Annotated in this window: 19 protein-coding genes; 17 read left to right on the forward strand and 2 right to left on the reverse strand. The window is 67.0% G+C overall.

Annotated elements, in window-relative coordinates:
* Positions 1-40: 40 nt before the first annotated feature.
* Positions 41-796: a Nif3-like dinuclear metal center hexameric protein gene (locus AC731_RS18135; RefSeq protein ID WP_048708274.1), complete on the forward strand. Its 756-nt coding sequence runs from the start codon at positions 41-43 to the stop codon at positions 794-796.
* 20 nt (positions 797-816) lie between these two features.
* Here the strand turns inward: AC731_RS18135 and AC731_RS18140 are convergent, their stop codons facing one another.
* Positions 817-2,664: a type IV pilus assembly protein FimV gene (locus AC731_RS18140; RefSeq protein WP_048708276.1), complete on the reverse strand. Its 1,848-nt coding sequence runs from the start codon at positions 2,662-2,664 to the stop codon at positions 817-819.
* Positions 2,665-2,908: 244 nt separating this feature from the next.
* Between AC731_RS18140 and AC731_RS18145 the strand changes: the two genes are divergently transcribed.
* From AC731_RS18145 to AC731_RS18220, 16 genes are all read left to right on the forward strand, one after another.
* Positions 2,909-3,463 carry a DUF2889 domain-containing protein gene (locus tag AC731_RS18145; RefSeq protein ID WP_004254055.1) on the forward strand — a complete coding sequence of 185 codons (555 nt, stop codon included), beginning with the start codon at positions 2,909-2,911 and terminating at the stop codon, positions 3,461-3,463.
* 232 nt (positions 3,464-3,695) lie between these two features.
* On the forward strand, positions 3,696-4,856 hold the full coding sequence (sucC, locus tag AC731_RS18150; RefSeq protein ID WP_048708278.1) for an ADP-forming succinate--CoA ligase subunit beta: 1,161 nt from the start codon (positions 3,696-3,698) through the stop codon (positions 4,854-4,856).
* A gap of 11 nt (positions 4,857-4,867) precedes the next feature.
* Positions 4,868-5,761 (forward strand): succinate--CoA ligase subunit alpha, encoded by an 894-nt coding sequence (gene sucD / locus AC731_RS18155; protein ID WP_004254060.1) that lies wholly within the window; start codon positions 4,868-4,870, stop codon positions 5,759-5,761.
* 141 nt (positions 5,762-5,902) lie between these two features.
* The gene (locus AC731_RS18160) at positions 5,903-6,634 is read left to right on the forward strand and encodes an FHA domain-containing protein (protein ID WP_048708280.1); all 732 of its coding nucleotides are present in this window, start codon (positions 5,903-5,905) and stop codon (positions 6,632-6,634) included.
* 134 nt (positions 6,635-6,768) lie between these two features.
* Complete coding sequence (locus AC731_RS18165; RefSeq protein ID WP_048708282.1) at positions 6,769-7,536, forward strand: 3',5'-cyclic-nucleotide phosphodiesterase; 768 nt, start codon at positions 6,769-6,771, stop codon at positions 7,534-7,536.
* A 15-nt stretch (positions 7,537-7,551) separates the two neighbouring features.
* The gene (locus AC731_RS18170; protein ID WP_237266563.1) at positions 7,552-9,984 is read left to right on the forward strand and encodes a GspE/PulE family protein; all 2,433 of its coding nucleotides are present in this window, start codon (positions 7,552-7,554) and stop codon (positions 9,982-9,984) included.
* Between the two features lie 84 nt (positions 9,985-10,068).
* Positions 10,069-10,764: a ribulose-phosphate 3-epimerase gene (rpe, locus tag AC731_RS18175; RefSeq protein ID WP_004254073.1), complete on the forward strand. Its 696-nt coding sequence runs from the start codon at positions 10,069-10,071 to the stop codon at positions 10,762-10,764.
* Positions 10,761-11,441, forward strand: a complete 681-nt coding sequence (locus AC731_RS18180; protein WP_048708284.1) for a phosphoglycolate phosphatase — start codon at positions 10,761-10,763, stop codon at positions 11,439-11,441. Before rpe ends, AC731_RS18180 begins: the two co-directional genes overlap by 4 nt.
* Positions 11,442-11,669: 228 nt before the next feature.
* A complete protein-coding gene (trpE, locus tag AC731_RS18185) occupies positions 11,670-13,145 on the forward strand; it encodes an anthranilate synthase component I (RefSeq protein ID WP_048708286.1) in 1,476 nt (491 codons plus the stop codon).
* A gap of 10 nt (positions 13,146-13,155) precedes the next feature.
* A complete protein-coding gene (locus tag AC731_RS18190; protein ID WP_048708287.1) occupies positions 13,156-13,743 on the forward strand; it encodes an aminodeoxychorismate/anthranilate synthase component II in 588 nt (195 codons plus the stop codon).
* A 14-nt stretch (positions 13,744-13,757) separates the two neighbouring features.
* Positions 13,758-14,804, forward strand: a complete 1,047-nt coding sequence (trpD, locus tag AC731_RS18195) for an anthranilate phosphoribosyltransferase (RefSeq protein ID WP_048708289.1) — start codon at positions 13,758-13,760, stop codon at positions 14,802-14,804.
* Positions 14,801-15,598, forward strand: coding sequence for an indole-3-glycerol phosphate synthase TrpC (trpC, locus tag AC731_RS18200; RefSeq protein WP_048708291.1), 798 nt, complete (start codon positions 14,801-14,803; stop codon positions 15,596-15,598). The genes trpD and trpC overlap by 4 nt, the downstream gene beginning before the upstream one ends.
* A gap of 120 nt (positions 15,599-15,718) precedes the next feature.
* Positions 15,719-19,840 carry a translocation/assembly module TamB domain-containing protein gene (locus tag AC731_RS18205; protein ID WP_237266564.1) on the forward strand — a complete coding sequence of 1,374 codons (4,122 nt, stop codon included), beginning with the start codon at positions 15,719-15,721 and terminating at the stop codon, positions 19,838-19,840.
* A gap of 99 nt (positions 19,841-19,939) precedes the next feature.
* Positions 19,940-20,506, forward strand: coding sequence for a peptide-methionine (S)-S-oxide reductase MsrA (gene msrA, locus AC731_RS18210; protein WP_048708294.1), 567 nt, complete (start codon positions 19,940-19,942; stop codon positions 20,504-20,506).
* Between the two features lie 35 nt (positions 20,507-20,541).
* The gene (locus AC731_RS18215; protein ID WP_004254089.1) at positions 20,542-20,886 is read left to right on the forward strand and encodes an FKBP-type peptidyl-prolyl cis-trans isomerase; all 345 of its coding nucleotides are present in this window, start codon (positions 20,542-20,544) and stop codon (positions 20,884-20,886) included.
* A gap of 96 nt (positions 20,887-20,982) precedes the next feature.
* The gene (locus AC731_RS18220; RefSeq protein WP_048708296.1) at positions 20,983-21,441 is read left to right on the forward strand and encodes an Lrp/AsnC family transcriptional regulator; all 459 of its coding nucleotides are present in this window, start codon (positions 20,983-20,985) and stop codon (positions 21,439-21,441) included.
* A 29-nt stretch (positions 21,442-21,470) separates the two neighbouring features.
* Here the strand turns inward: AC731_RS18220 and AC731_RS18225 are convergent, their stop codons facing one another.
* Positions 21,471-22,811: a sodium-dependent transporter gene (locus AC731_RS18225; protein ID WP_048708298.1), complete on the reverse strand. Its 1,341-nt coding sequence runs from the start codon at positions 22,809-22,811 to the stop codon at positions 21,471-21,473.
* Positions 22,812-23,128: the final 317 nt, after the last annotated feature.

The raw sequence follows: 23,128 nt of genomic DNA on the forward strand, positions 1-23,128 counted from the left end.
CAAGGATGCCCGTCGGACCCCGGAAGGGAATGGAGAGAGCATGCAACTCATCGAGCTCATCGAGCGTCTCGACGCCCTGCTCGACGCTTCACGCGTGAAGGATTATTGCCCAAACGGTTTGCAAGTGGAAGGACGGGGCGAGGTGCGCCGCGTGCTGTGCGGTGTGACGGCGAGCCAGCACTTGCTCGATCATGCCGTTGCCGGCGGATATGACGCGGTGTTCGTGCATCACGGCTACTTCTGGAAAGGCGAGGATGGGCGGGTCAATGGCATCCGGCGCCAGCGGCTCAAGACCCTGCTCGCCAATGACATCAGCCTGATTGCCTATCATCTGCCGCTCGACCTGCATCCGGAACTCGGTAATAACGCGCAGCTGGGGCGCTTGATGGGATGGCGGCCGGACGGCCGCTTCGCCGATCAGGACCTGGGCTGGATTGGTCGACCCGCCGAATCGGACGCGCCAGAGTCGGCCGAGCAACTTGGACGCTCGATCGCGGCGCGGCTGGGGCGTGACCCGCTGCTCGTCGGTGACGGCGCACGCAAGGTGAGACGGGTGGCGTGGTGCACCGGCGGCGCTCAGGGCTTCTTCGAGCAGGCCATTGCGGCCGGGGCGGATCTTTACGTATCGGGCGAGATCTCGGAGCAGACCGTTCATCTTGCCCGTGAGTCAGGCGTGCCCTACATCGCGGCCGGTCATCATGCGACCGAGCGCTATGGTGCTCGCGCGATCGCGGCTCATCTCGGCGACAGTCTCGGTCTCGCGGCCGACTTCGTCGATCTGCCGAATCCGGTGTGAGCGCGCAGCGCCGGCCTGCCTCAGGCTTGGGTCGGCGCTGCGCGGTAGGGGCCCAGTCCCTGCTCGAGCACGGCCGACAGCATCAGGATGTCGTCGATGACCGTGAACGGGAATCCGGCACGGGAACCGTCACGATTGTCGCGCAGCAGGTGCTGCAGGTAGGCCTGGCACTCGCGGGTGCCCCACAGCTGCTGCACGCGTGTGGCGATGTGCGGCATGTCTTCGAGCTGGATCGCGTTGTGTCTGATGGCGTCGTAGTTGTCCCAGGTTACCGCGAGGACGTTGAAGGTCTTGTTCAGCTCGCGTGCGACGGCACCGAAGTCCTCCCGCAGACCGGCGGCTCGATAGACTTCGAGCAGTTTCAGCCAGGGGGTGACGGCTTGCTTCGGGTTGCCGCGAATGAATTCGGCGAGCGTGTCCGCGGCACCGTGCAGTCGGCCGAAGCTCACCATGATCTCGGCAAGTTCCACGGCTGACCGGTGCTCATCGCCTGCGTCGTCCGAGGGGTGGTCGACTGCGTAACCTCCGATGGGGAGGAGGGTCGAAGTGCTCCAGTCGATGCCTTCGTCGTAGCGCCGGGGCGAGGCTTGTGGTGTTGGCGCGTCGACGGCGACAGCGTTGCGTTCGTGTACAGGGCTGGCAGGCTGGGCGGGCGCTGGCGGCTGATCGTCGCGAGCCGTGGGCGCGGTCGCGGTCGCGAGTCCCGGTGATGTCGGACGGCGACGGCGCAGCGCCATGGCAAGCGCGAGGGCTGCTATGGCCAGCCCTGCAATCAGATACGTGTCGCGATGATCCGGGCTGCTCGCGGGCGCGTCTTCTGGAGTGCCCGGCGATGTGGCAGCGGGGACTGCTGGCGCGCTTGCTTGCATCGCGGCCTGGTCAAGTGCCTCGATGCGGGCCTGCAGCCGATCGCGAGCCTCTTCCAGTTCCTTGATGCGTGCCAGCAACTCCATCTCGGCGATGATGCTGCGATCGATCGCCGCAGCGAGCTTGTGCTCGCGTTCGAGCAGCTCCGACGCCCTGGAGCCGGGCGCTTCGCCGGATGCCGCTGCTGTCGCCCTGGCGGGAGCGGCTGTCGGTTTGTCGCTCTCGACGATGACGCGGTCGCGGGTGTCGCTCCGCGGCGGTTGTGCCGCTGCGACAGCAGGCGTTCCCGCGGCCGGGCCGGGTGGCCTGGAGGCGGCGGGCGTCTGCGCTTGTGCGGCGCGCGGTTTGTCCGCCCGCTTTGCTGGCGCACCGTTGGAAAGCGTGCGCAGGTCGGGTACCGTCAGTGCGGTGCCAACTGGGAGCGGACGGGCTTGCGAGCCGGCTTGCTCGAACAGGCCGGGGTTGGCCGCCGCCGTTGCGCGGATGAAACGTCGCCGGGCCGCGGCATCGTCGGGATACAGCGAATGTGCGAGCGAGTCGAGCGATTCTCCCGGTGCGGTGGTCCAGGTGCGCCCGGTGCTAGGGGTGCTTTTCGCCGGGGCTGGCCTTGAGGTCTGTTGCACGGGCGAAGTGGGCGCTGCCGGCTTCGAGACCGGATAGGGCAGGAGCAGGGTGTACTCGCGCCGCAGGCGGTTCTCGCACACGTCCTCCAAGGCCACGCGCACGACGGGCTCGTTGATGGCGCGGGAGGTGGTCACCGCGACACGCGGACTGGCGCCGCCAATCACGGACAGTCGCGCCCCGGCGACCCAGGGCAGGTCGCCCGCGTCATCCCCGGCGGTGCCAATGCGCAGGCAGTTCGCGGTCTCCTGGTCGAATCCGCCGACGATGCGGATCTCGGCGCGTAGTGGCTCGCCGATGGGCGACAGCGACACGACGTCGCCCAGCACCGAAGCGAAGACGCTGGGCGATGAAAACATGAGGGTGGTGGCCAGCGCCACTGCGGTGCGTATCGGTGTTGTTCTCATTGTCCGCACTTCCGGCGGTCTGGATGCGATAGCTTGCTTTTAGCAGAGTCCGGTCGTGGCTTCCAGCATATGCGGCAGGCTTGTGTGCCGCGCGCCACGCGTGGCGTGAACTATGGTGTGCTGTGCCGGGGATTTGCAAGTGGGGCTCGACATTCCTTAAGGTGTCTGCAATCGGTTAAGATCAACGGCCCCATACGCCACCGTACGCGAAACGAAGATGCCGCTACCTGTTCCCACGGCGCCTCGTCGGCGCTTTCACACTCGTCGCATCGAGGTCGAGGGCTTCCTGCGAGAGGATGGTCTCTACGACCTGGAGGCGTCGCTGACGGACGTCAAGGACGTCGACTATCCGATCGCCTCGGGTATGCGCCCGGCGGGCGTGCCTGTGCATCTGATGCGGGTGCGCGTTACTTTCGATGCGGCCTTCAACATCGTCGAGGCGGTCGCCTGTTCGGACGAGGTGCCCTATCCGGGCAACTGCGACACGATCGGGCCGCGTTACGCGAGGCTGGTGGGGCTCAATCTCGTGCGTGGGTTCCGCCGCACGGTCAATGAGATGTTCGGCGAAACGCTGGGCTGCTCGCACATGACCGAGATGCTGCAGTCGCTGCCCACTGCCGCCATCCAGACTGTGGCCACCTTCAGCCGCGACACGGATGACAGCGCCGGCAAGCCGCCACAACTCGACCGCTGTCATGCGCTCGACACCGCGGGTGAAGCCGTGCGGCGCTACTACCCGAAGTGGTACCGGGGGCAGGACGAGACCGCCTGAGCGGCCCGTTGAGCGGGCACTGTGCACTGCGCAAAACTGGTTATAATTATGGAGTCTTGCGGTAAACACGTACTCGTGCGTGACAGCCGGAAGTTCAGGCCGGCTTTCCTGTCGGCGGCGGTGGGTGGCGGTCGAGGGAGACGACGCCTGTCGCTGAGCATCTGCGCTCCTAAGCATGCCATCAACCTGTTCGCGACGGGCTCGCCGTCGCGGCTTCGATCGAAGGGCAACCATGAAGATTCATGAGTATCAGGCAAAAGAACTACTGAGGAAGTATGGCGTCGTCACGCCGCGCGGCTTCCATTGCGTTTCCGTCGATGCGGCGGTCAAGGCGGCCGAAGAGCTTGGCGGCAAGATCTGGGTGGTGAAGGCCCAGATTCACGCGGGTGGTCGCGGCAAGGGTGGTGGCGTCAAGCTGGCCCGTTCCCTGGATGAAGTGCGCCAGCACGCCAACGACATCCTCGGCATGCAGCTGGTCACCCACCAGACCGGCCCCGAAGGCCAGAAGGTCCGCAACCTCCTGATCGAGGAAGGCGCCGACATCCAGAAGGAATACTACGTCGCCGCACTGACCGACCGCGCCACGCAGAAAGTCGCCATCATGGCCTCTTCCGAGGGCGGCATGGACATCGAGGAGGTCGCCCACAGCACCCCCGAGAAGATCCTCAAGGAGTTCGTCGATCCGCTCGTCGGCCTGACCGACGCGCAGGCCGAGACCCTGGCCCGCGGCATCGGCGTGCCCGAGGCGTCGGTGGCCAAGGCGGTCGATACGCTCAAGCGCCTGTACACCTGCTACATGGAAACCGATGCCTCGCTGGCGGAAATCAACCCGCTGATCCTCGAAGGCAACGGCAACATCAAGGCCCTGGACGCCAAGTTCAACTTCGACTCCAACGCCCTCTACCGCCACCCGGAGATCGTCGACTTCCGCGACTTCGACGAAGAGGACGCCGACGAGATCGAAGCCTCCAAGTTCGACCTCGCCTACATCAGCCTCGACGGCAACATCGGCTGCCTGGTCAACGGCGCAGGCCTGGCGATGGCCACCATGGACACGATCAAGCTGTTCGGCGCCGAGCCGGCCAACTTCCTCGACGTCGGCGGTGGCGCGACCACCGAGAAGGTCACCGAAGCCTTCAAGATCATGCTCAAGAACCCCAAGGTCAAGGGCATCCTGGTCAACATCTTCGGCGGCATCATGCGTTGCGACACCATCGCCACCGGCGTGGTCGCGGCGGCCAAGGAAGTTCACCTCTCCGTCCCGCTCGTGGTGCGCATGAAGGGCACCAACGAAGAGCTCGGCAAGAAGATCCTCGCCGAATCGGGCCTGCCGATCATCACCGCCGACACCATGGCGGAAGCTGCGACCAAGATCGTCGCTGCGGTCAAGTAAGGAGAGTTTGAATGTCCATCCTGATCAACAAAGACACCAAGGTCATCACCCAGGGCATCACTGGCAAGACCGGTCAGTTCCACACCGAGAAGTGCCAGGAGTACGCGAACGGCAAGAACTGCTTCGTCGCCGGTGTGAACCCGAAGAAGGCGGGCGAGAAGATCTTCGACATCCCCATCTACGCCTCGGTCAAGGAAGCCGCTGCTGAAACCGGCGCCACCGTGTCGGTCATCTACGTGCCGCCGGCGGGCGCTGCCGACGCCATCTGGGAGGCCTGCGAAGCCGATCTCGATCTGGCGATCTGCATCACCGAAGGCATCCCCGTCCGCGACATGCTGATGGTGCGCAACAAGATGAAGCAGAAGGTCGCCAAGGGCGGCAAGGAAACCCTGCTGCTCGGCCCGAACTGCCCCGGCCTGATCACGCCCGACGAGATCAAGATCGGCATCATGCCCGGCCACATCCACCGCAAGGGCCGCATCGGCGTGGTGTCGCGTTCCGGCACGCTGACCTATGAAGCCGTGGCGCAGCTCACCGAGATCGGCCTCGGCCAGTCCTCGGCGGTCGGCATCGGCGGCGACCCGATCAACGGTCTGAAGCACATCGACGTGATGCGCATGTTCAACGACGATCCGGACACCGATGCGGTGATCATGATCGGCGAGATCGGCGGTCCGGACGAAGCCGAAGCCGCGATGTGGTGCAAGGCCAACATGAAGAAGCCGATCGTCGGCTTCATCGCCGGTGTCACCGCGCCGGCCGGCAAGCGCATGGGTCACGCCGGCGCACTGATCTCCGGTGGCGCCGACACTGCCGATGCCAAGCTCGCCATCATGGAAGAGTGCGGCTTCAAGGTGACGCGCAACCCGTCGGAAATGGGCAAGCTGCTCAAGGCAATGCTCTGATCCTTCGAGTCCTTCTCGACCCGAGAAAGCGCCGGTGCATCCGGCGCTTTTTTTTCGCCTCCCGCCAAGTGGAGGCGCCGCGTTAGAATGTCGTGAGAATTCCGCAGCATCTGCGGCAAACCAAATCGACGGGTAGGGGCAATGCCGAAGTTGATCCTCAGCATGGACGGTCTCGTCCTCAAGGAAATCGAGCTCAACAAGGAGCGGACCTCGATCGGGCGCAAGCCGAACAACGATATCCAGATCGACAATCTGGCCATCAGCGGACAGCACGCCGTGATTACCTGCATCCTCAAGGACGCTTTTCTGGAAGATCAGAACAGCACGAACGGTACCTACGTGAATGGTCAGCCCGTCAAGAAGCATGTCCTTCACCACAACGATGTCATCGAGCTCGGCAAGTACCGCTTGAAGTACATCGTCGATGCCACGCAGCCAGGCCTCGCTGCTTCAGAAATGATCGAGACGGCCGCGATCAAGCCCTTCGAGTTGCCGCTAACGGCTACCGATGTCGGTGCGCGACCCGCGGGCGAGAAGGGGAGTGACACCCAGGTGGTGGCCGCGGGCGCGCTCGAGCGTGCCGAAAAGGCGCTTGCTGCAGCCGGCGAGCGCCTCGGGATCATCCAGGTACTCAGTGGGGCCAATGCCGGCCGCGAGCTCGAACTGACGAAGTCGCTGACGACCCTCGGCAAACCGGGCAAGCAGGTCGCGGTCATCACGCGGCGCCCCCATGGCTACTTCATCACGCACGTCGAAGGTGCGAGCTTTCCGCTCGTAAACGGCGCGCCAATCGATGCCCAGGCCTGCCTGCTCAAGGATCACGACATCATCGAGCTCGCAGGAGTCAAGATGGAATTCTTCCTGCGGGCCTGAAAATGACCGGCGCGTGCCGCCCGCAGCGTGATTTTTTGCCTACCGGCACAGGGGCTGGGGTGATAAGTTTCCCGCAGACGTAACGGGGAACCAATGCCGCGCGATCCAGCAGGGTCGTTTCGCGGCGACAGCTCATGAAACTGAAGGTGTTGGGGTGCAGCGGCGGAATCGGCGGGGCGCAGGCGCGCACCACGTCCTTTCTCGTCGACGAGGACATCCTCATCGACTGCGGGACAGGTGCGGGCGAGCTTTCGCTCGACGCGATGAGACGCATCGACCATGTCTTCCTGACCCATGCGCATCTCGATCACATCGCCTGCCTGCCCTTGCTGATTGACTCGGTCGGCGATGCGCGCAGCCTTCCGGTCACGGTGCATGCGACGCCGGAGACGATCCGCATCCTGCACTCGCATGTGTTCAACTGGCTCGTGTGGCCGGACTTTTCAGCAATTCCCGACCGCCATCACCCCTTCATGCGCTTCCAGCCGATGAAGCTGGGGGAGAGCATTTCGCTGGGTGGGCGAGTGATCAAGGCGCTGCCCGCGCAGCACACGGTACCCACTGTCGCCTATGCGCTCGACAGCGGCGAAGGGCAGCTCGTGTTCTCGGGCGATACCGCCTATTGTCCCGAACTGATCGCCGCGATAAACGCTCAACCGGCCCTGCGCCATCTCATCGTCGAAACGGCGTTCGCCGACGAGCAGCACGGTCTCGCGGTTGCGAGCCGTCATCTGTGCCCGAGCATGTTGCTGGCCATGCTCGAGGAAGTGCACGTCACGCCCGAAGTCCACATCACCCACCTGAAACCTGGCGCGGACCTGCGTATCATTGCGCAGATCGAGGCGGGGGCTCCACGGCTCAAGCCTAGGCGCCTGCAAATGGGGCAGGAGCTCTATTTCTGATTCGGGACTTCGCGAATGACGCAGTTGCACGACGATCCGCAGCAATCCGCCGCGCAGGCGAAAGCTGCCCAGGAGACTGCCGATCCGTTGGCGGCGACCATTGGCAAGCTGCAGCAAGGTAGTGCGGTGTCACGCCGCCTGGCCTTCTTCAAGGGGCTGCAGGTCGTCACCAATCGCATCCATGCCAGCAACGACGTCGACGAGATCATCCTCGAGCTTTCAGCAGATCTGTGTGCCCTGTTCGAGGCGCAGCGGCTGACGATCTACACCCTGGAGGACAAGGGCACGACGATCGTCACCCGCGTCAAGACGGGCCTGGACTCGGTGCAGAGCATTCGTCTCCCGGTGGCCGACAGCAGCATCGCCGGCTTTGTCGCCCTGACCGGCAGGCCGGTCAACATTGCCGACGTGTATGACCAGGCCGAGCTGGCCGCCATCTCGCCCAGTCTTCACTTCAAGCGCGAGGTGGACGCCAGTACCGGTTTTCGCTCCCGCCAGATGCTCGTGGCGCCGATCCGCGACCCGGACAGCGAGCGCGTCATCGGCGTCATCCAGCTCATCAACAGCCAGAGCGGAGGCGCGTTCAGCAACGTGGCCGAAGAGGGGCTGCTGGGCCTGACGCAGACGCTCGGCGTCGCGTTCGCGCGCCATGCCGAGAAACCGGCGCGCCTGCGGTCGCGCTTCGATGCGCTGGTGGCCGACGGGCGTATCACGGCCGAGGAACTGCGGCAGGTCATCCGCGAAGCGCGCACCGGCGACCTCAATACCGAGACGATCCTCATCGACGTGCTCGGCCTGAGCGTGGCCGAGCTTGGCGAGGCCGCGGCCCGCTACTTCGGTGTGCCCTACCAGCCCTTCCTGCCCAATCACGTCAAGCCGATGGATCTGCTGCGCAACATCAAGCGTGACTACGTCCAGCAGAGCCTGTGGCTTCCCTACGAGGAGAACGGTGACGGGGTCGTGATCCTGTGCGTCGATCCCGAGCAGGTGCGCAGTTCGTGCGTGGCACAGAACGTGTTGCCGAAGAAGCGGCTCAGCTACAGGGTGACCTCGGCGCGCGAGTTCGCGCAGACGGTGGAGCAGTACTTCGGTGAGTCGATCGACGACGGTTCGGTCAGCGACATCCTCTCCGACATGGACGAACGTGACGACGAGCCGGGCGCGGTCGGCGACGACGTCTCGGCCGCGGCCGACAACGAGCTCGTCAAGCTGGTCAATCGCATCATCATCGAGGCTTACCGCCAGGGGGCCTCGGACATCCACATCGAGCCGCGGCCGGGCAGGGAGAAGACGCTGATCCGCTTCCGCAAGGACGGCTCGCTCGTGCCCTACATCGAGGTGCCGGCCAGCTACCGCAATCCGCTCGTGACGCGCATCAAGATCATGTGCGATCTCGACATCTCCGAGCGGCGAAAGCCCCAGGACGGCAAGATCAAGTTCCGCAAGTTCGCGCCGCTCGACATCGAGCTGCGCGTGGCGACGCTGCCGACGCAGGGCGGGCTCGAAGATGTCGTGATGCGCCTCCTCGCGAGCAATGAGCCGATCCCGATGGATCAGCTCGGGCTGATGTCGTTCAACCTCGATCGGCTCAAGGAGGCGATCAACAAGCCCTACGGCATCTTCTTCGTCTGCGGCCCCACCGGCTCGGGCAAGACGACGACCCTGCACTCGATCCTCAGCTACATCAACACGCCCGACACCAAGATCTGGACCGTCGAAGACCCGGTCGAGATCACGCAGCGCGGCCTGCGTCAGGTGCAGGTCAACCGCAAGGCGGGCATCGACTTCGCGACCATGATGCGCGCCTTCCTGCGTGCCGACCCGGACGTGATCATGGTGGGCGAGATGCGCGACCACGAGACGGTGGCGGTCGGCATCGAAGCTTCGCTCACCGGCCACCTGGTGTTCTCGACCTTGCACACCAACAGCGCCCCCGAGTCCGTCGTGCGCCTACTCGACATGGGCATGGACCCGTTCAACTTCGCCGACGCGCTGATCGGCGTGCTCGCCCAGCGCCTGGCCAAGCGCCTGTGCCTGAAATGCCGTGAGGCCTATCGTCCCGACGACGACGAGGTGCGTCTGCTGCTCGAGGAGTACTGCGAGGACATGCACCTGACGCCCCGCTTCCAGGCCGACCCTGCCGCGGCGCGTGCCGAGGTCCTGCAACGCTGGCGCAAGAGCTTCGCGGATCAGGCCGGGCATTTCACGCTCTACCGCCCGGTCGGCTGCGGCGAGTGCAACCACGGCTACAAGGGGCGGGTGGGCCTGCACGAGCTGATGCTCGGCTCGGCACAGATCAAGCGCCTGATCCAGGAGCGCGGGCGCGTCGACCAGATCCTTGGCGAGGCACTCGCCGAAGGCATGCGCACCTTGCGCCAGGACGGCATGGAGAAGGTGCTGGCCGGCATCACCGACATGAAGCAGGTGCGCAAGGTCTGCGTGCGCTGAATGGCACCCGCCTGCCTCGCCTGCCCGCGCAGGCGCGTCAGGCGGTTAGAATCCGGTGCTGACCCCGCCTTCCGGAGACTGCCCATGTACCGCATCGCCCCCAGCCTGCTGTCCGCCGACTTCGCCCGCCTCGGCGAGGAAGTGCGCAACGTCATCGCCGCAGGCGCCGACTGGATTCACTTCGACGTGATGGACAACCACTACGTCCCCAATCTCACGATCGGACCCCTGGTGTGCGAGGCGATCCGGCCGCACACCACCGCGCCCATCGACGTGCACCTGATGGTGAAGCCGGTTGACCGCATCATTCCCGACTTCGCCAAGGCCGGCGCCAACGTCATCACCTTTCACCCCGAGGCCTCCGAGCACATCGACCGCAGCCTGGGCCTGATCCGCGATGCCGGCTGCCAGGCCGGGCTGGTGTTCAATCCGGCCACGCCGCTGCACCACATGGACCACGTCATGGACAAGCTCGACGTGGTGCTGCTGATGAGTGTGAACCCCGGTTTCGGCGGGCAGAAGTTCATCCCCGAGACGCTCAACAAGCTGCGTCTGGCGCGCGAGAAGCTCGACGCCTACGCGGCGCGCACCGGGCGGCGCATCCTGCTCGAGATCGACGGCGGGGTGAAGACCGACAACATCGCCGAGATCGCCCGCGCCGGCGCAGACACCTTCGTCGCCGGCTCGGCGGTGTTCGGCGCTGGCAAGGACAGCGATCCCAACCGCTACGATTCCATCATCGGCGCGCTGCGGGGCGAGCTGGCCAGGGTGGCGGCATGAGCGCCAGCGCGCGCTTCGCGCCGCGGGCCGTGTTGTTCGACCTCGACGGTACCTTGCTCGACACCATCGCCGACCTGGCCGACGCCGCCAACCTCATGCTGGCCGAACTCGGCCGGCCGGTACGCAGCCAGGAAGAGGTCCACAGCTTCGTCGGCAAAGGCATTCCCAATCTCGTGCGGCGCTGCATGACCGAGGGCACGCGTGCGACCGAGGCCGAGATCGAGACCGCGGTGGCGGTCTTTCGCCGCCACTATGCGGTAGTCAATGGCGCGCGCACCGCGATCTACCCCGGCGTGATCGAAACCCTGCAGGCCTTGCGCGGGCGCGACATCCGGCTGGCGGTCGTCACCAACAAGGCCGAGGCCTTCACGTTGCCGCTGCTCGAGCGCATGGGTATCGCCACGCATTTCGACACCGTCGTCAGCGGTGACACGCTGCCGGTGAAGAAGCCGGATCCGGCGACCGTGCGCCTGGCGTGCGAGCGACTTGGCGTGGCGCCGACCGAAGCGCTGATGATCGGCGACTCCGCCAACGACGCGCTGGCGGCGCAGGGTGCAGGCATGCCGGTGCTGCTGGTCACCTATGGTTACAGCGAAGGCGTGCCGGTGGACACCATCGAATGCGATGGGCTACTATCGAACGCACTTCAGGCCCTCGATCATATCGTTACCGCATAAGTGCGGGTCTGTCGGCACACTCCACTACAGATCGACATCGTGATGCTCGCACCCCGGGATCGCTTCCTCACCGCCCTCTCCACCGTCCAGCCCGGCTGGCACGGTGGCTGGCGTTGGCCTTTGGGCCACTGAACGCGACTCCCCCAGCGGGGTCCCGTGCGCCAAGGCGCGCCGGCCATCCCGCCCGCTGCAGCACCGTCCGCTCGAACCGACTCACGTGGAGCCTCCATGCTCGAACAAGAATTCAATGCCCTGGCCGCCGAGGGTTACAACCGCATTCCGGTCACGCTCGAGACCTTCGCCGATCTCGACACGCCGCTGTCCATCTACCTGAAGCTCGCCAACGAGCCCTACACCTACCTGCTCGAATCGGTGCAGGGCGGCGAACGCTTCGGCCGCTATTCCTTCATCGGCCTGTCGTCGCCGACCCGCATCGAGGTCTATGACCGCTCGGCGCTGCTGCTCACCGGCAACCGCCTGGTCGAGCGCCGCGACTACGGTGATCCGCTCAACTTCGTCGCCGAGTTCATGAACCGCATCAAGGTGCCGCCGCGCGAGCACCTGCCGCGCTTCGCCGGCGGCCTGGTCGGCTGCTTCGGCTACGACACGGTGCGCTACATCGAGCCCAAGCTGGCCAAGACCGACAAGCCCGACCCCGTCGGCACGCCCGACATCCTGCTGCTGCTGTCCGAGGAAGTCGCCATCGTCGACAACCTCAGCGGCAAGCTGACCCTGGTCGTGTATGCCGAGCCGGAGGTGCCCGGCGCCTTCAAGCGTGCGCAGAAGCGCCTTCGCGACCTGCTGGCCCGCCTGCGTGCGCCGGTGCAGGTGCCCGAGGATTCGCGTGCCGAGCCCGCGACTGCGGTGTCGAGCTTCGGCGAGGATGCGTTCAAGGACGCGGTGCGCCGTGCCAAGCAGTACATCGTCGATGGCGACGTGATGCAGGTCGTGCTGTCGCAGCGCATGAGCAAGCCCTACGCGGCAAGCCCGATGGCGCTGTACCGCGCGATCCGCTCGCTGAATCCCTCGCCCTACATGTTCTATTTCAACTTCGAGGATTTCCACGTCGTCGGCGCCTCGCCCGAGATCCTGACGCGGCTCGAGGACGACGTCGTCACCGTGCGTCCGATCGCAGGCACGCGCAAGCGGGGCGCCACGGTGGCCGAGGACGTGGCGCTGGAGAAGGACCTGCTGGCCGATGCGAAGGAGATTGCGGAGCACGTCCAGTTGCTCGACCTCGGCCGCAACGATGCCGGCCGCGTGTCGCAGACCGGTACGGTGAGGGTCACCGAGCGCTTCACCATCGAGCGCTATTCGCACGTGATGCACATCGTCTCCAATGTCGAGGGCAAGCTCAAGGACGGCCTCAACGCGCTGGCCGTGCTGCGTGCCACCTTCCCGGCGGGCACGGTGTCGGGCGCGCCCAAGGTGCGGGCGATGGAGATCATCGACGAGCTCGAGCCGGTCAAGCGCGGCATCTACGCCGGCGCGGTCGGCTACCTGGGTTTCCACGGCGACATGGACCTCGCGATCGCGATCCGCACCGCGGTCATCAAGGATGGCCAGATCCATGTGCAAGCGGGCGCCGGCATCGTTGCCGATTCCGACCCCGATGCCGAATGGCAGGAAACCCAGAGCAAGGCGCGCGCCATGCTGCGTGCCGCCGAGATGGCCGAAGGTGGCCTGGACACCGAGGTGAAGTGAGGGTGATGACATGCTGCTGATGATCGACAACTACGACAGCTTCACCTACAATCTGGTGCAGTACTTCGGCGAACTGGGCGCCACGGTGAAGGTGTATCGCAACGACGAGATCACCCTCGATCAGATCGAGGCGATGAAGCCCGACCAGCTCGTCATCTCGCCCGGGCCGTGCTCTCCGGCGGAGGCCGGCATCTCGGTGCCGGCCATCAAGGCGTTTGCCGGCAAGCTCCCCATCCTCGGTGTCTGCCTCGGCCACCAGAGCATCGGTGCGGCCTTCGGCGGGCGCATCGTGCATGCGCAGAAGCTCATGCACGGCAAGACCTCGCCGGTGCATCACAAGGACGTCGGCGTGTTCCGCGGCTTGCCCAACCCGCTCACCTGCACCCGCTATCACTCGCTCGCGATTGAACGCGACAGCCTGCCGGCGTGTCTGGAAATTACCGCCTGGACCGACGACGGGGAAATCATGGGCGTGCGCCACCGGACGCTGGATGTCGAGGGCGTGCAGTTCCACCCCGAATCGATCCTGACCGAGCGCGGCCACGACCTGCTGCGCAACTTTCTCGACCGCAGCGGCCCCGTGCCCGCCGCCGCCTGATCCCGGACGACACCATGCCCAACACGATCACGCCCCAGCAGGCCCTGCAACGCACCATCGAGCACCGCGAGATCTTCTACGACGAGATGCTGTCGCTGATGCGCCAGATCATGGCCGGCGAGGTGTCGCCGGTCATGACCGCGGCCATCCTCACCGGTTTGCGCGTCAAGAAGGAGACCATCGGCGAGATCTCCGCCGCCGCAACCGTGATGCGGGAGATGTCGACCAAGGTCGAGGTCAAGCCACCGCATGATCACTTCCTGGATGTGGTCGGCACCGGCGGCGATGGTGCCAACACGTTCAACATTTCCACCACGACGATCTTCGTTGCCGCGGCGGCGGGCGCGCGCGTCGCCAAGCATGGCGGGCGCGGCGTGTCGTCGAAGTCCGGCGCGGCCGACGTCATCGAGGCGCTCGGTGTCAATCTCGACCTCACGCCAGTGCAGGTCGCCGAATGCATCGAGGCCACCGGCATCGGTTTCATGTATGCCCCGGCCCACCACAGCGCGATGAAGAACGTGGCGGCAGTGCGGCGCGAGATGGGGGTGCGGACGCTGTTCAACATCCTCGGTCCGCTGACCAACCCGGCCGGAGCACCCAACACGCTGATGGGCGTGTTCCACCCCGACCTCGTCGGCATCCAGGCGCGCGTGATGGAGCGACTGGGCGCCAATCATGTGCTGGTCGTGCATGGCCTCGATGGCATGGACGAGGTCAGCTTGGGCGGCGCGACCCTGGTGGGCGAGCTGAAGAACGGCCAGGTCCGTGAATACGAGATCCACCCCGAGGATTTCGACATTCCGATGGCCAGCAGCCGCAACCTGCGCGTAGAGAATGCCGACGAATCGCGCGAGGTGCTGCTTGGCGTGCTGAACAACCAGCCGGGGCCTGCGCGCGACATCGTCGTGTTCAATTCCGGCGTGGCCCTGTACGCGGCCAACCTGGTCGACTCGATCGGCGAGGGCGTGCGGCGTGCGCGCGAAGTCATCGAGAGTGGTGCGGCACGCGCCAAGCTCGACGAGTTCGTACGCTTCACCCAGCAGTTCCGGAGTGCGCAATGACCGACATCCTGAAGAAGATCTGCGCGGTCAAGGTCGAGGAGGTTGCGGCCGCCTCAGCCACGAGGCCGCTATCCGTCGTCCGTGACGACGCCGAGGCGGCGCCTGCCGTACGCGATTTCGTCGGTGCCATCCGCACCCGGCATGCCGCAGGGCGCGCTGCGGTCATCGCCGAGATCAAGAAGGCCAGCCCGTCCAAGGGCGTGATCCGCGCCGACTTCCGGCCGGCCGACATCGCCGCGTCCTACGAGCGCGCGGGTGCTGCCTGCCTGTCGGTGCTGACCGACCGCCCCTTCTTCCAGGGTGCGCCCGAGTACCTGCAGGCGGCCCGTGCTGCCTGCCACCTGCCGGTGCTGCGCAAGGACTTCCTCGTCGACCCCTATCAGGTGTTCGAGGCACGTGCGATGGGGGCGGATGCGATCCTGCTGATCGCCGCGTGCCTCGAGCTGCCGCTGATGCGCGACATGGAGCAGATCGCCATCGCGCTCGGCATGTCGGTGCTGGTCGAGGTGCATGACGCGGGCGAGCTCGAACTCGCGCTGCAACTGCAGACGCCGCTGATCGGCATCAACAACCGCAATCTGCGCACCTTCGAGGTCTCGCTGCAGACCACGCTCGACCTGCTGCCGCGCATCGCCACCGGGGCGGCGGGACGCATCGTCGTCACCGAATCCGGCATCCTCAAGCCCGAAGACGTGAGCCTGATGCGGGACAACGCGGTGCAGACCTTCCTCGTCGGCGAGGCCTTCATGCGTGTCGATGATCCGGGCGAGGGCCTGCGCGCCCTGTTCGGCTAGGCCGGGCCCCGCAACGCGTCCGGGCGTCCGATGAACGACGAGCCGACGCCGGCCGGGAACGGGTCCGGGTCCGCGAACGGGCCGCGGCGCCAGCGACAGCGCGTTCGCCTGTGGCGGTGCGTGGCGCTTGCCATCGTGCTCGTGCTGGCGCTGGTGGCCGGCGTTGTGGCCTGGCTGGTCGGCACGCGCTCCGGGCTGGAGGCCGCGGTGGCGCTGGCGCAGCGTGCGACCGGCGGCGCGCTGCAGATCGACGGTGCCCACGGGCGCGTCCTCGGTCCGCTACGCATCGATGCGCTGCGCTACCACACGCCGGACCTGCGACTCCACCTCGAAGCGCTCGAGCTCGACTGGCAGGCCGTGCCGCTCCTGCAGCGTCGGCTGGTGGTCGACCGGCTCGCGGTCGCGCGCATCGAGCTGGCTCGCCGCAGCGATGAGGCTTCCAATGCACTGCCGACGCCACCCGGCGACCTGCAACTGCCGCTGCAGGTCGAGCTGCGCTCCCTGACCCTGGGTCGCTTCGACTTGCGGGAACTGGGCATCGGCGCCGGGTCTCCGGCTGAGCCGGCTGGCGATCCGGTCAGCGAGGCCGCGCGCCAGCTCGACGAGGCGGCCGAGACCCTGGGCAACCCGGCCGAGGCTGCGGAGGATGCGGTTCAGATTGCCGCCGGGCAGGGGTTCTGGCTGGCGGACCTGAGCGCCGCGATCGACAGCGATGGCCGCCGGCATGCGTTGCGCGCGTTGTCCCTGACCTTGCCACAGGGGCAGCTGACCCTGGCGGCGCGTATCGACGGCCTTGCGCCCTTCGCGCTGGACGCCAGCGGCCGCTTCGACGGAGCGTTCGAGGGCCGTGCCTTCGAGGCCCGTCTCACCGTTGGCGAGACCTTGCTGGCGCCGAAGGTCGCGGTGGAGGCGTCCGCCGAAGGGCTCACGGCGCATGCGGAGCTGCGTGCGGCACCCTTCAGCGACACGCCGCTGCGCGCACTCAAGCTTTCGGCCGGAGAGATCGATCCGGCCGCGTTCGTCGCAGAGGCGCCGCGTGCCGCTCTCAGCATCGAGGCGGAGCTGGCCGCGGCAGAGGGCACGGCGACCTTACTCGCCGGACCCATCCGCCTGACGAACCGCAGCCCGGCGGCGGTCGATGCCGGGGGGCTCCCCCTCCTTTCGCTGGCGGGCATCCTCGACTGGACGCAGGCGGCGATCGCCGTGGATGCGCTCGACATCCGTCTGCCGGGGGAAGGGCGCGTCAGCGGTCACCTGGAGTGGCGCCCGCCGAGGGCTGCGACCGGAGAAGCCTCGCTGCAGCGAGGCGTCGGCCAACTCACCGCGGCGCTGGAACTGGCGGGCATCGACATGCGCAGCCTGGATGGACGCCTACCACGCCAGCGGCTGGCTGGCCGCGTGGAGGCCGAAGGCGACGCGCAGCGCCAGCAGGCCGTGCTGGCGCTCGCGCTCGGTGCGGCGCGTATCGACGCCCGCGCCGAGTTGAGCGCAGTGACCGCAGAGACGGGTGCCGGCAGCCCGGCGCAACGTGCCGATCCGGCCGAATCCGGTGCTGGCGCCGCTGCCGTCGGCCCTGCACACGATGGCGGGAACGAGGGTGTGGTGGCGGACGGGCCGCCCCGCCACTTCATGCTCGACGCGACGCTGCGCAACCTCGATCCGCGTGCCTGGCTGGCCGAAGCGCCACAGGCGCGGCTGAACCTCGATCTCAAGGCGTCGGGCGAACTGTCCGAGCGGGGTGTGCCGCTCACGCTGGCGGCGACCTTCAACATTCCGGACAGCCGGCTCGAAGGCCTGGCGCTGGGCGGGAAGGGCCGTGTGCGCGTCGAGGGCATGCGCCTGCCAGAGGTCGAGCTTGCGCTTCAACTCGCCGGTAACACCTTGCGTGCGGACGGTGCCTGGGGCGGAGCGGGCGATACGCTCAACCTGGCGCTCGATGCGCCGCGACTCGATGCGCTCGGTCACGGCCTGGGAGGACGTGCCGGCGCTCGCGGTCAGATGCGCGGCACGCTGGCGGCGCCGGCCGGCGAAGTGCAGTTCTTCGGTGAGGCCCTGCGCCTGCCAGGCAAGGTACGCCTGCTCGGCGCGAACGGCGCGGCCCGCCTGGAGGCCGGCGCCGATGGGCCGTTCCAGCTGTCCGCCGGGCTGACCGGGCTGGGACCACTGGGTACGGACGCTGACGGTGTTGCCTTACCGGACTGGCTGGCCAGCGCACGCCTGTCTGCATCCGGTACGCGCGCCCGGCACGAACTGGAGCTCGCGCTGCAGACGCCCGTTCGCGATGATGGCGCGGACAGCCTGCGCCTGGGCTTGCAGGGTGGGTTCGAGCAGGTGGCGCGGGGGCCGAGTTGGGCGGGCGAACTGAGGGTGTTCGAGACGGCCGGACGCTTCGTGTCGCGTCTCGTGGCGCCTGCGCGCCTCCTCGTGTCACCGACGGCGCTCAGCCTCGGCGCCGCGGAGCTCAGTGCCGGCGAAAACGGTCGCATTCGCCTGGAGGAGACGGCCTGGTCGCCGCGGAAGGCGGTCGCGCGCGGCGCGCTGAGCGGACTCAGCTTCGGCCTCGTGTCGCGGCCCGACGGCCGCCCCCGGCGCGGTCCCGGACCGCTGGTGCTGGGCGCTGACTGGGATCTGTCGATGGGCGACACGCTCGACGGTCAGTTGCGCGTGTTCCGTGAGGCCGGCGACCTGACGGTCGAGGGGGAGATCCGCACCCGGCTCGGGCTTGAGGCGCTGGAGGCGGTGCTCACCGCACGCGGCGACCGCCTGACGCTCACCGCGGATGCGCGCGGCAGCGAGTTCGGCCGGCTGCAGGCCCGTGCCGGCCTGCGTGCGCGGCGCACGGCTGATGGGCAATGGACGCTGCCGCCGGACACGGCCCTGTCCGGCGCGGCGGAGCTCGACATGCCGTCCATCACCTGGTTGGGCCGGCTGATGCGCGAGAACGTCGAGACCGCGGGCCGGCTGCAGGGGCGGGTCGAGTTGGCCGGCACGCTTGATGCGCCGCTCGCCAGCGGCCGGCTCGACGGTCGCGCGCTGCAGGTGGCGCTCGTCGACCAGGGGCTGATCCTGTCGGGGGGCGAATTCACCGCCAGCTTCGACAGCGACCGGGTGCGGCTCGAGCGACTCGCCTTCGTGTCGCCGAACCGCGTGCGTCCGCGTGAGAGCCGCATCCCCTTCGCGCGCCTGACCGCCGAGCCCGGCCGCTTTACCGCCAGCGGCGAGGTGCTGCTCGACAGTGGTGCGGGCAGCTTCCGCTTCGCTGCCGACCGCCTGCCGCTGCTGCAGCGTGACGATCGCTGGATGATCCTGTCGGGCCAGGGTACGGCGCGCAGCAGCTGGAGTTCGCTCACGCTCGATGCGGATTTCCGCGCCGACGCCGGCTACATCGAGTTCGCCGAGACGCTGCCACCGAGCCTGTCGGACGACGTCGTCGTGCTCGGTCGCGACGAGGCGCGCAGCGGCACCTTTGCGGTCGAGGCGGACGTGCGCGTCGGTCTGGGCGATGCGCTCTACCTTTCGGCGATGGGGCTGGAGACACGGCTGGCGGGCGATCTGCGCCTGCGCCTGCGTCCCGGTCAGGCGCTGTCGGCCGTCGGCACCATCTCCACGGTGGGCGGCAGCTATCGCGGCTATGGGCAGAACCTCGTCATCGATCGCGGCGTGGTCAACTTCCAGGGGCCACTCGACGCGCCCGGTCTCAACATCGTCGCCCTGCGCAAGGGGCTGGCGGTGGAGGCCGGCGTCGCCGTCACCGGCAGCGCCAAGCGACCGCAGGTCCGCCTGGTGTCCGAGCCGAACGTGCCCGACCCGGAGAAACTCTCGTGGATCGTGCTCGGCCGTGCGCCGGATGCCGGCGCGGGCGCCGATCTCGGCCTGCTGCTGCCGGCGGCGCAGGCGCTGCTGGGCGGACCGGGCGGTGGCATGACCGACGAACTGTCGCGCAGCCTCGGCTTCGACAGCTTCTCGATCGGCCAGGGCGAACTCAACAGCACCTCGCGCGCCGCGACCAGCCGTGTGGTCGGCGGCGGCTCGACGATCGCCAGCGGGCCATCTGTCTCCGGCCAGGTGCTGAGCCTGGGCAAGCGCCTCGGCACCGACCTGTTCCTGTCCTTCGAGCAGAGCCTGGGCGGTGCCGAAACCCTGGTGAAGCTCAGCTACCAGCTGTCGCGCCGCCTGTCGCTCGTCGCGCGCGGCGGTACCGACAACTCGCTCGATCTCTATTACAGCTTCTCCTTCCGCTGAGTCAGCCGGTCCGACGCTGGCGCTTGCGGCGGGTGGGGAATGAATGCGTCTGGCCGCGGTCTGTGCAGGCAGACCGATCACCCTTGGAGTGCAAGCAAGATGACCGAATCGCAACTGTCCCCCGCTCTCGAGACCGCCATCCTGGGTGGAGGCTGCTTCTGGTGCCTCGAGGCTGTGTTCCTCGAGGTCGAGGGCGTCCACGCCGTGACCTCGGGCTATTGCGGCGGTCACGTCGACGCCCCCACCTACCGCGCCGTGTGCACCGGGGGTACGGGGCATGCCGAAGTGGTGAAGATCGACTTCGATCCCGCCGTCGTCGGCTACCGCGAACTGCTGGAGATCTTCTTCACCATCCACGACCCGACCACGGTCGACCGGCAGGGCAACGACGTGGGGCCGCAGTATCGCTCGGTGATCTTCGTCACCAGCGACGACCAGCTGCATACCGCGCTGGCGCTGATCGAGGAACTGGGCGAGCTGCGCGTGTTCCCCAAGGCCATCGTGACCAGGGTCGAGCGCGCGCCGGCGTTCTGGCCGGCCGAGCCGGAACATCACGACTACTACACCCACAACAGCGACCAGCCCTACTGCCAGTACGTGGTGGCGCCCAAGATCGCGAAGTTTCGCGCCAAGTTCGGCGAGCGCCGCCGTCGCGACGGCAGGTAGAATCGCGGTCTTTATCCCACGAGCAGGAGACGCGCATGACCCAGACCACCACCGCCAGCGGCCTCGTCATCGACGAAATCGAAGTCGGCACCGGCGAGACCGCCGTGAAGGGCAAGATGGTGTCGGTGCATTACACCGGCTGGCTGACCGACGGCCGCAAGTTCGATTCGTCCAAGGATCGCAACGACCCCTTCAACTTCCCGCTCGGCGCCGGCCACGTCATCCGCGGCTGGGACGAAGGCGTGCAGGGCATGCAGGAAGGCGGCAAGCGCAAGCTGACGATTCCGCCCGAGCTGGGCTACGGCGCGCGCGGCGCCGGCGGCGTGATTCCGCCCAACGCGACGCTGGTGTTCGAAGTCGAACTGCTGAAGGTGCTGTAAGCGCGGGCACCGCGGCCACCGCCCCGGCGGTGGCCGGTTCAGGCTGCACCTCATAACGACATGGCCACCGGCCGCATCCATCGAGGGATGGGAGACATGAAACTCGACCAGGTGCAGCGCAACATCCTGACGCTGCTGCAGAAAGATTCGACCCTCAGCACCCAGGCCCTGTCCGAGAAGGTGGGCATGTCGGCCACACCGTGCTGGCGGCGGGTGCGAGAGATGGAGGAGGCGGGCGTCATCCGCGGCTACGTGGCGCTGGTCGACCGCCACAAGGTGGGGCTGGGCACCTGCGTGTGGGTGCGGGTGAAGCTCAAGCAGCACAGCGCCGACGTGCTCGACCGCTTCGAGCGGGTGGTTAAGGCCTGCGAGGAGGTCGTCGAATGCTACGAACTGCTGGGCGAGACCGACTGCCTGCTCAAGCTCTACCTGCCGAACCTCGAGGCGCTGTCGCTCTTCATGCACAACTTCCTGCTCAAGATCCCCGAGATCGACGTCACCCATTCGGCGGTGGCGCTGCGCGAGATCAAGAACGAAACGGCCCTGCCGCTGTAAGGCGGGCAGGGCCGTCCGTGATCGACTGATTACAGGTTGTTCCAGAACACGTACAGCACGCCCAGCGGCGCCACGTAGCGCGCGAGGATCGACCACACCGCAAAGCCGGTGTTGCCCAGGTTCAACTCCTGCTTCACGCTGTTCTGCTCCAGCTTCCACGCAGCGAACACGATGGCGCCGAGGCCTGCCAGCGGGAGCATGAACTTGCTGGTGATGTAGTCGAGCAGGTCGAAGATGTTGAGGCCTGCGAGTTTGACGTCGCCCCACAGGTTGAACGAGAGCAGGGCGGCGATGCCCAGTGCCCAGATCGTCAGGCCGGCGACCACGGTGGCGGTGACGCGGTTCATCGGCGTGCGTTCTTCGAGCAGCTCGACCACCGGTTCCAGCAGCGAGATCGACGAAGTCAGCGCGGCGAAGGTCAGCAGCAGGAAGAACAGGCTGCCCAGCACCAGTCCGCCGCCCATGTTGCCGAAGGCCAGCGGCAGGGTGACGAACACCAGGCCGGGGCCGGCGGCGGGGTCGAGGCCGTTGGCGAACACGATCGGGAAGATCGCTAGACCGGCGCACAGCGCGAAGGTGGTGTCCATGATCACGACGGTGCGTGCGGCACGCAGCAGGTTCACGTCCTCGCCGAGGTAGGAACCGTAGGCCATCATGATCCCCATCCCCAGCGACAGGGTGAAGAATGCGTGGCCGAGCGCGGCCAGCAGCACCGAGCCGTCGAGCTTGGTCCAGTCGGGGTTGAACAGGTAGGCGACGGCCTGTCCGAAGCTGCCCGTCGTCATGCCGTAGCCGACCAGCACGACCAGGATCAGCGCCAGCGCCGGCATCATCACCTTGCTGCCGCGCTCGAGGCCGGAGGACACGCCCATCGCGACGATGATCATGGTCAATGCCATGAACAGGGTGTGCCAGCTGAGAAGCTCCCCGGGGCGGGCCAGGAAGCCGTCGAAGATCGCGCCGATGCCGCCCTTGTCCAGGCCGCTGAAGGCGCCGGTGGCGGCGTCGCGCATGTACGCCAGCGCCCAGCCGCCGATCACCGAATAGAAGGACAGGATGAGGAAGGCGGCCAGCACGCCGACGATACCGACGAGCGCCCAGTTGCGCGTGTGCCCGTGCTGGCGGGCAAGCTGGGCCATGGTGTTGATCGGGTTCTTCTGGCCGCGGCGGCCGATCATCCACTCGGACACCAGGATCGGCACGCCGATGAGGGCGATGCAGAGCAGGTAGACCAGCACGAAGGCGGCGCCACCGCTTTGGCCGACCATGTAGGGAAACTTCCAGATGTTGCCGAGGCCGACGGCCGACCCGGTGGCGGCGAGCACGAAGCCCATCCGCGAGGACCATTGGGCGTGTGTGGTGGCGCTCATCTCATCGCACCTCACACAGGGTCGGCGTCGATGGCGGGCTGGTGCGCGCAGGGTGCCGCAGCGCAGGGGTGCTGGTTTGGATCACGGTAGTCTCCTCGTTTCATGTCGGCGCTCTTGGCGCGGCGGGACAAAAAAGGCGGCAGTTTAGCCGTGAGCTTGCCGTTTGTGCGGCGAGCTCAAGGCCCGGTCGGGCCATCTCGCTGGTCCCTGCTCTTATGGTGTCGCGCAGTCGGGTGACTGCTGTCGGACGCGGCGAATAGTAATGGTGATGTGCGGAACAGTTTTTCTTATCTGACGGTGGCAGCGAGAAAAACAGG

The organism is Thauera humireducens (assembly GCF_001051995.2).
GTDB classification, from domain to species: domain Bacteria; phylum Pseudomonadota; class Gammaproteobacteria; order Burkholderiales; family Rhodocyclaceae; genus Thauera; species Thauera humireducens.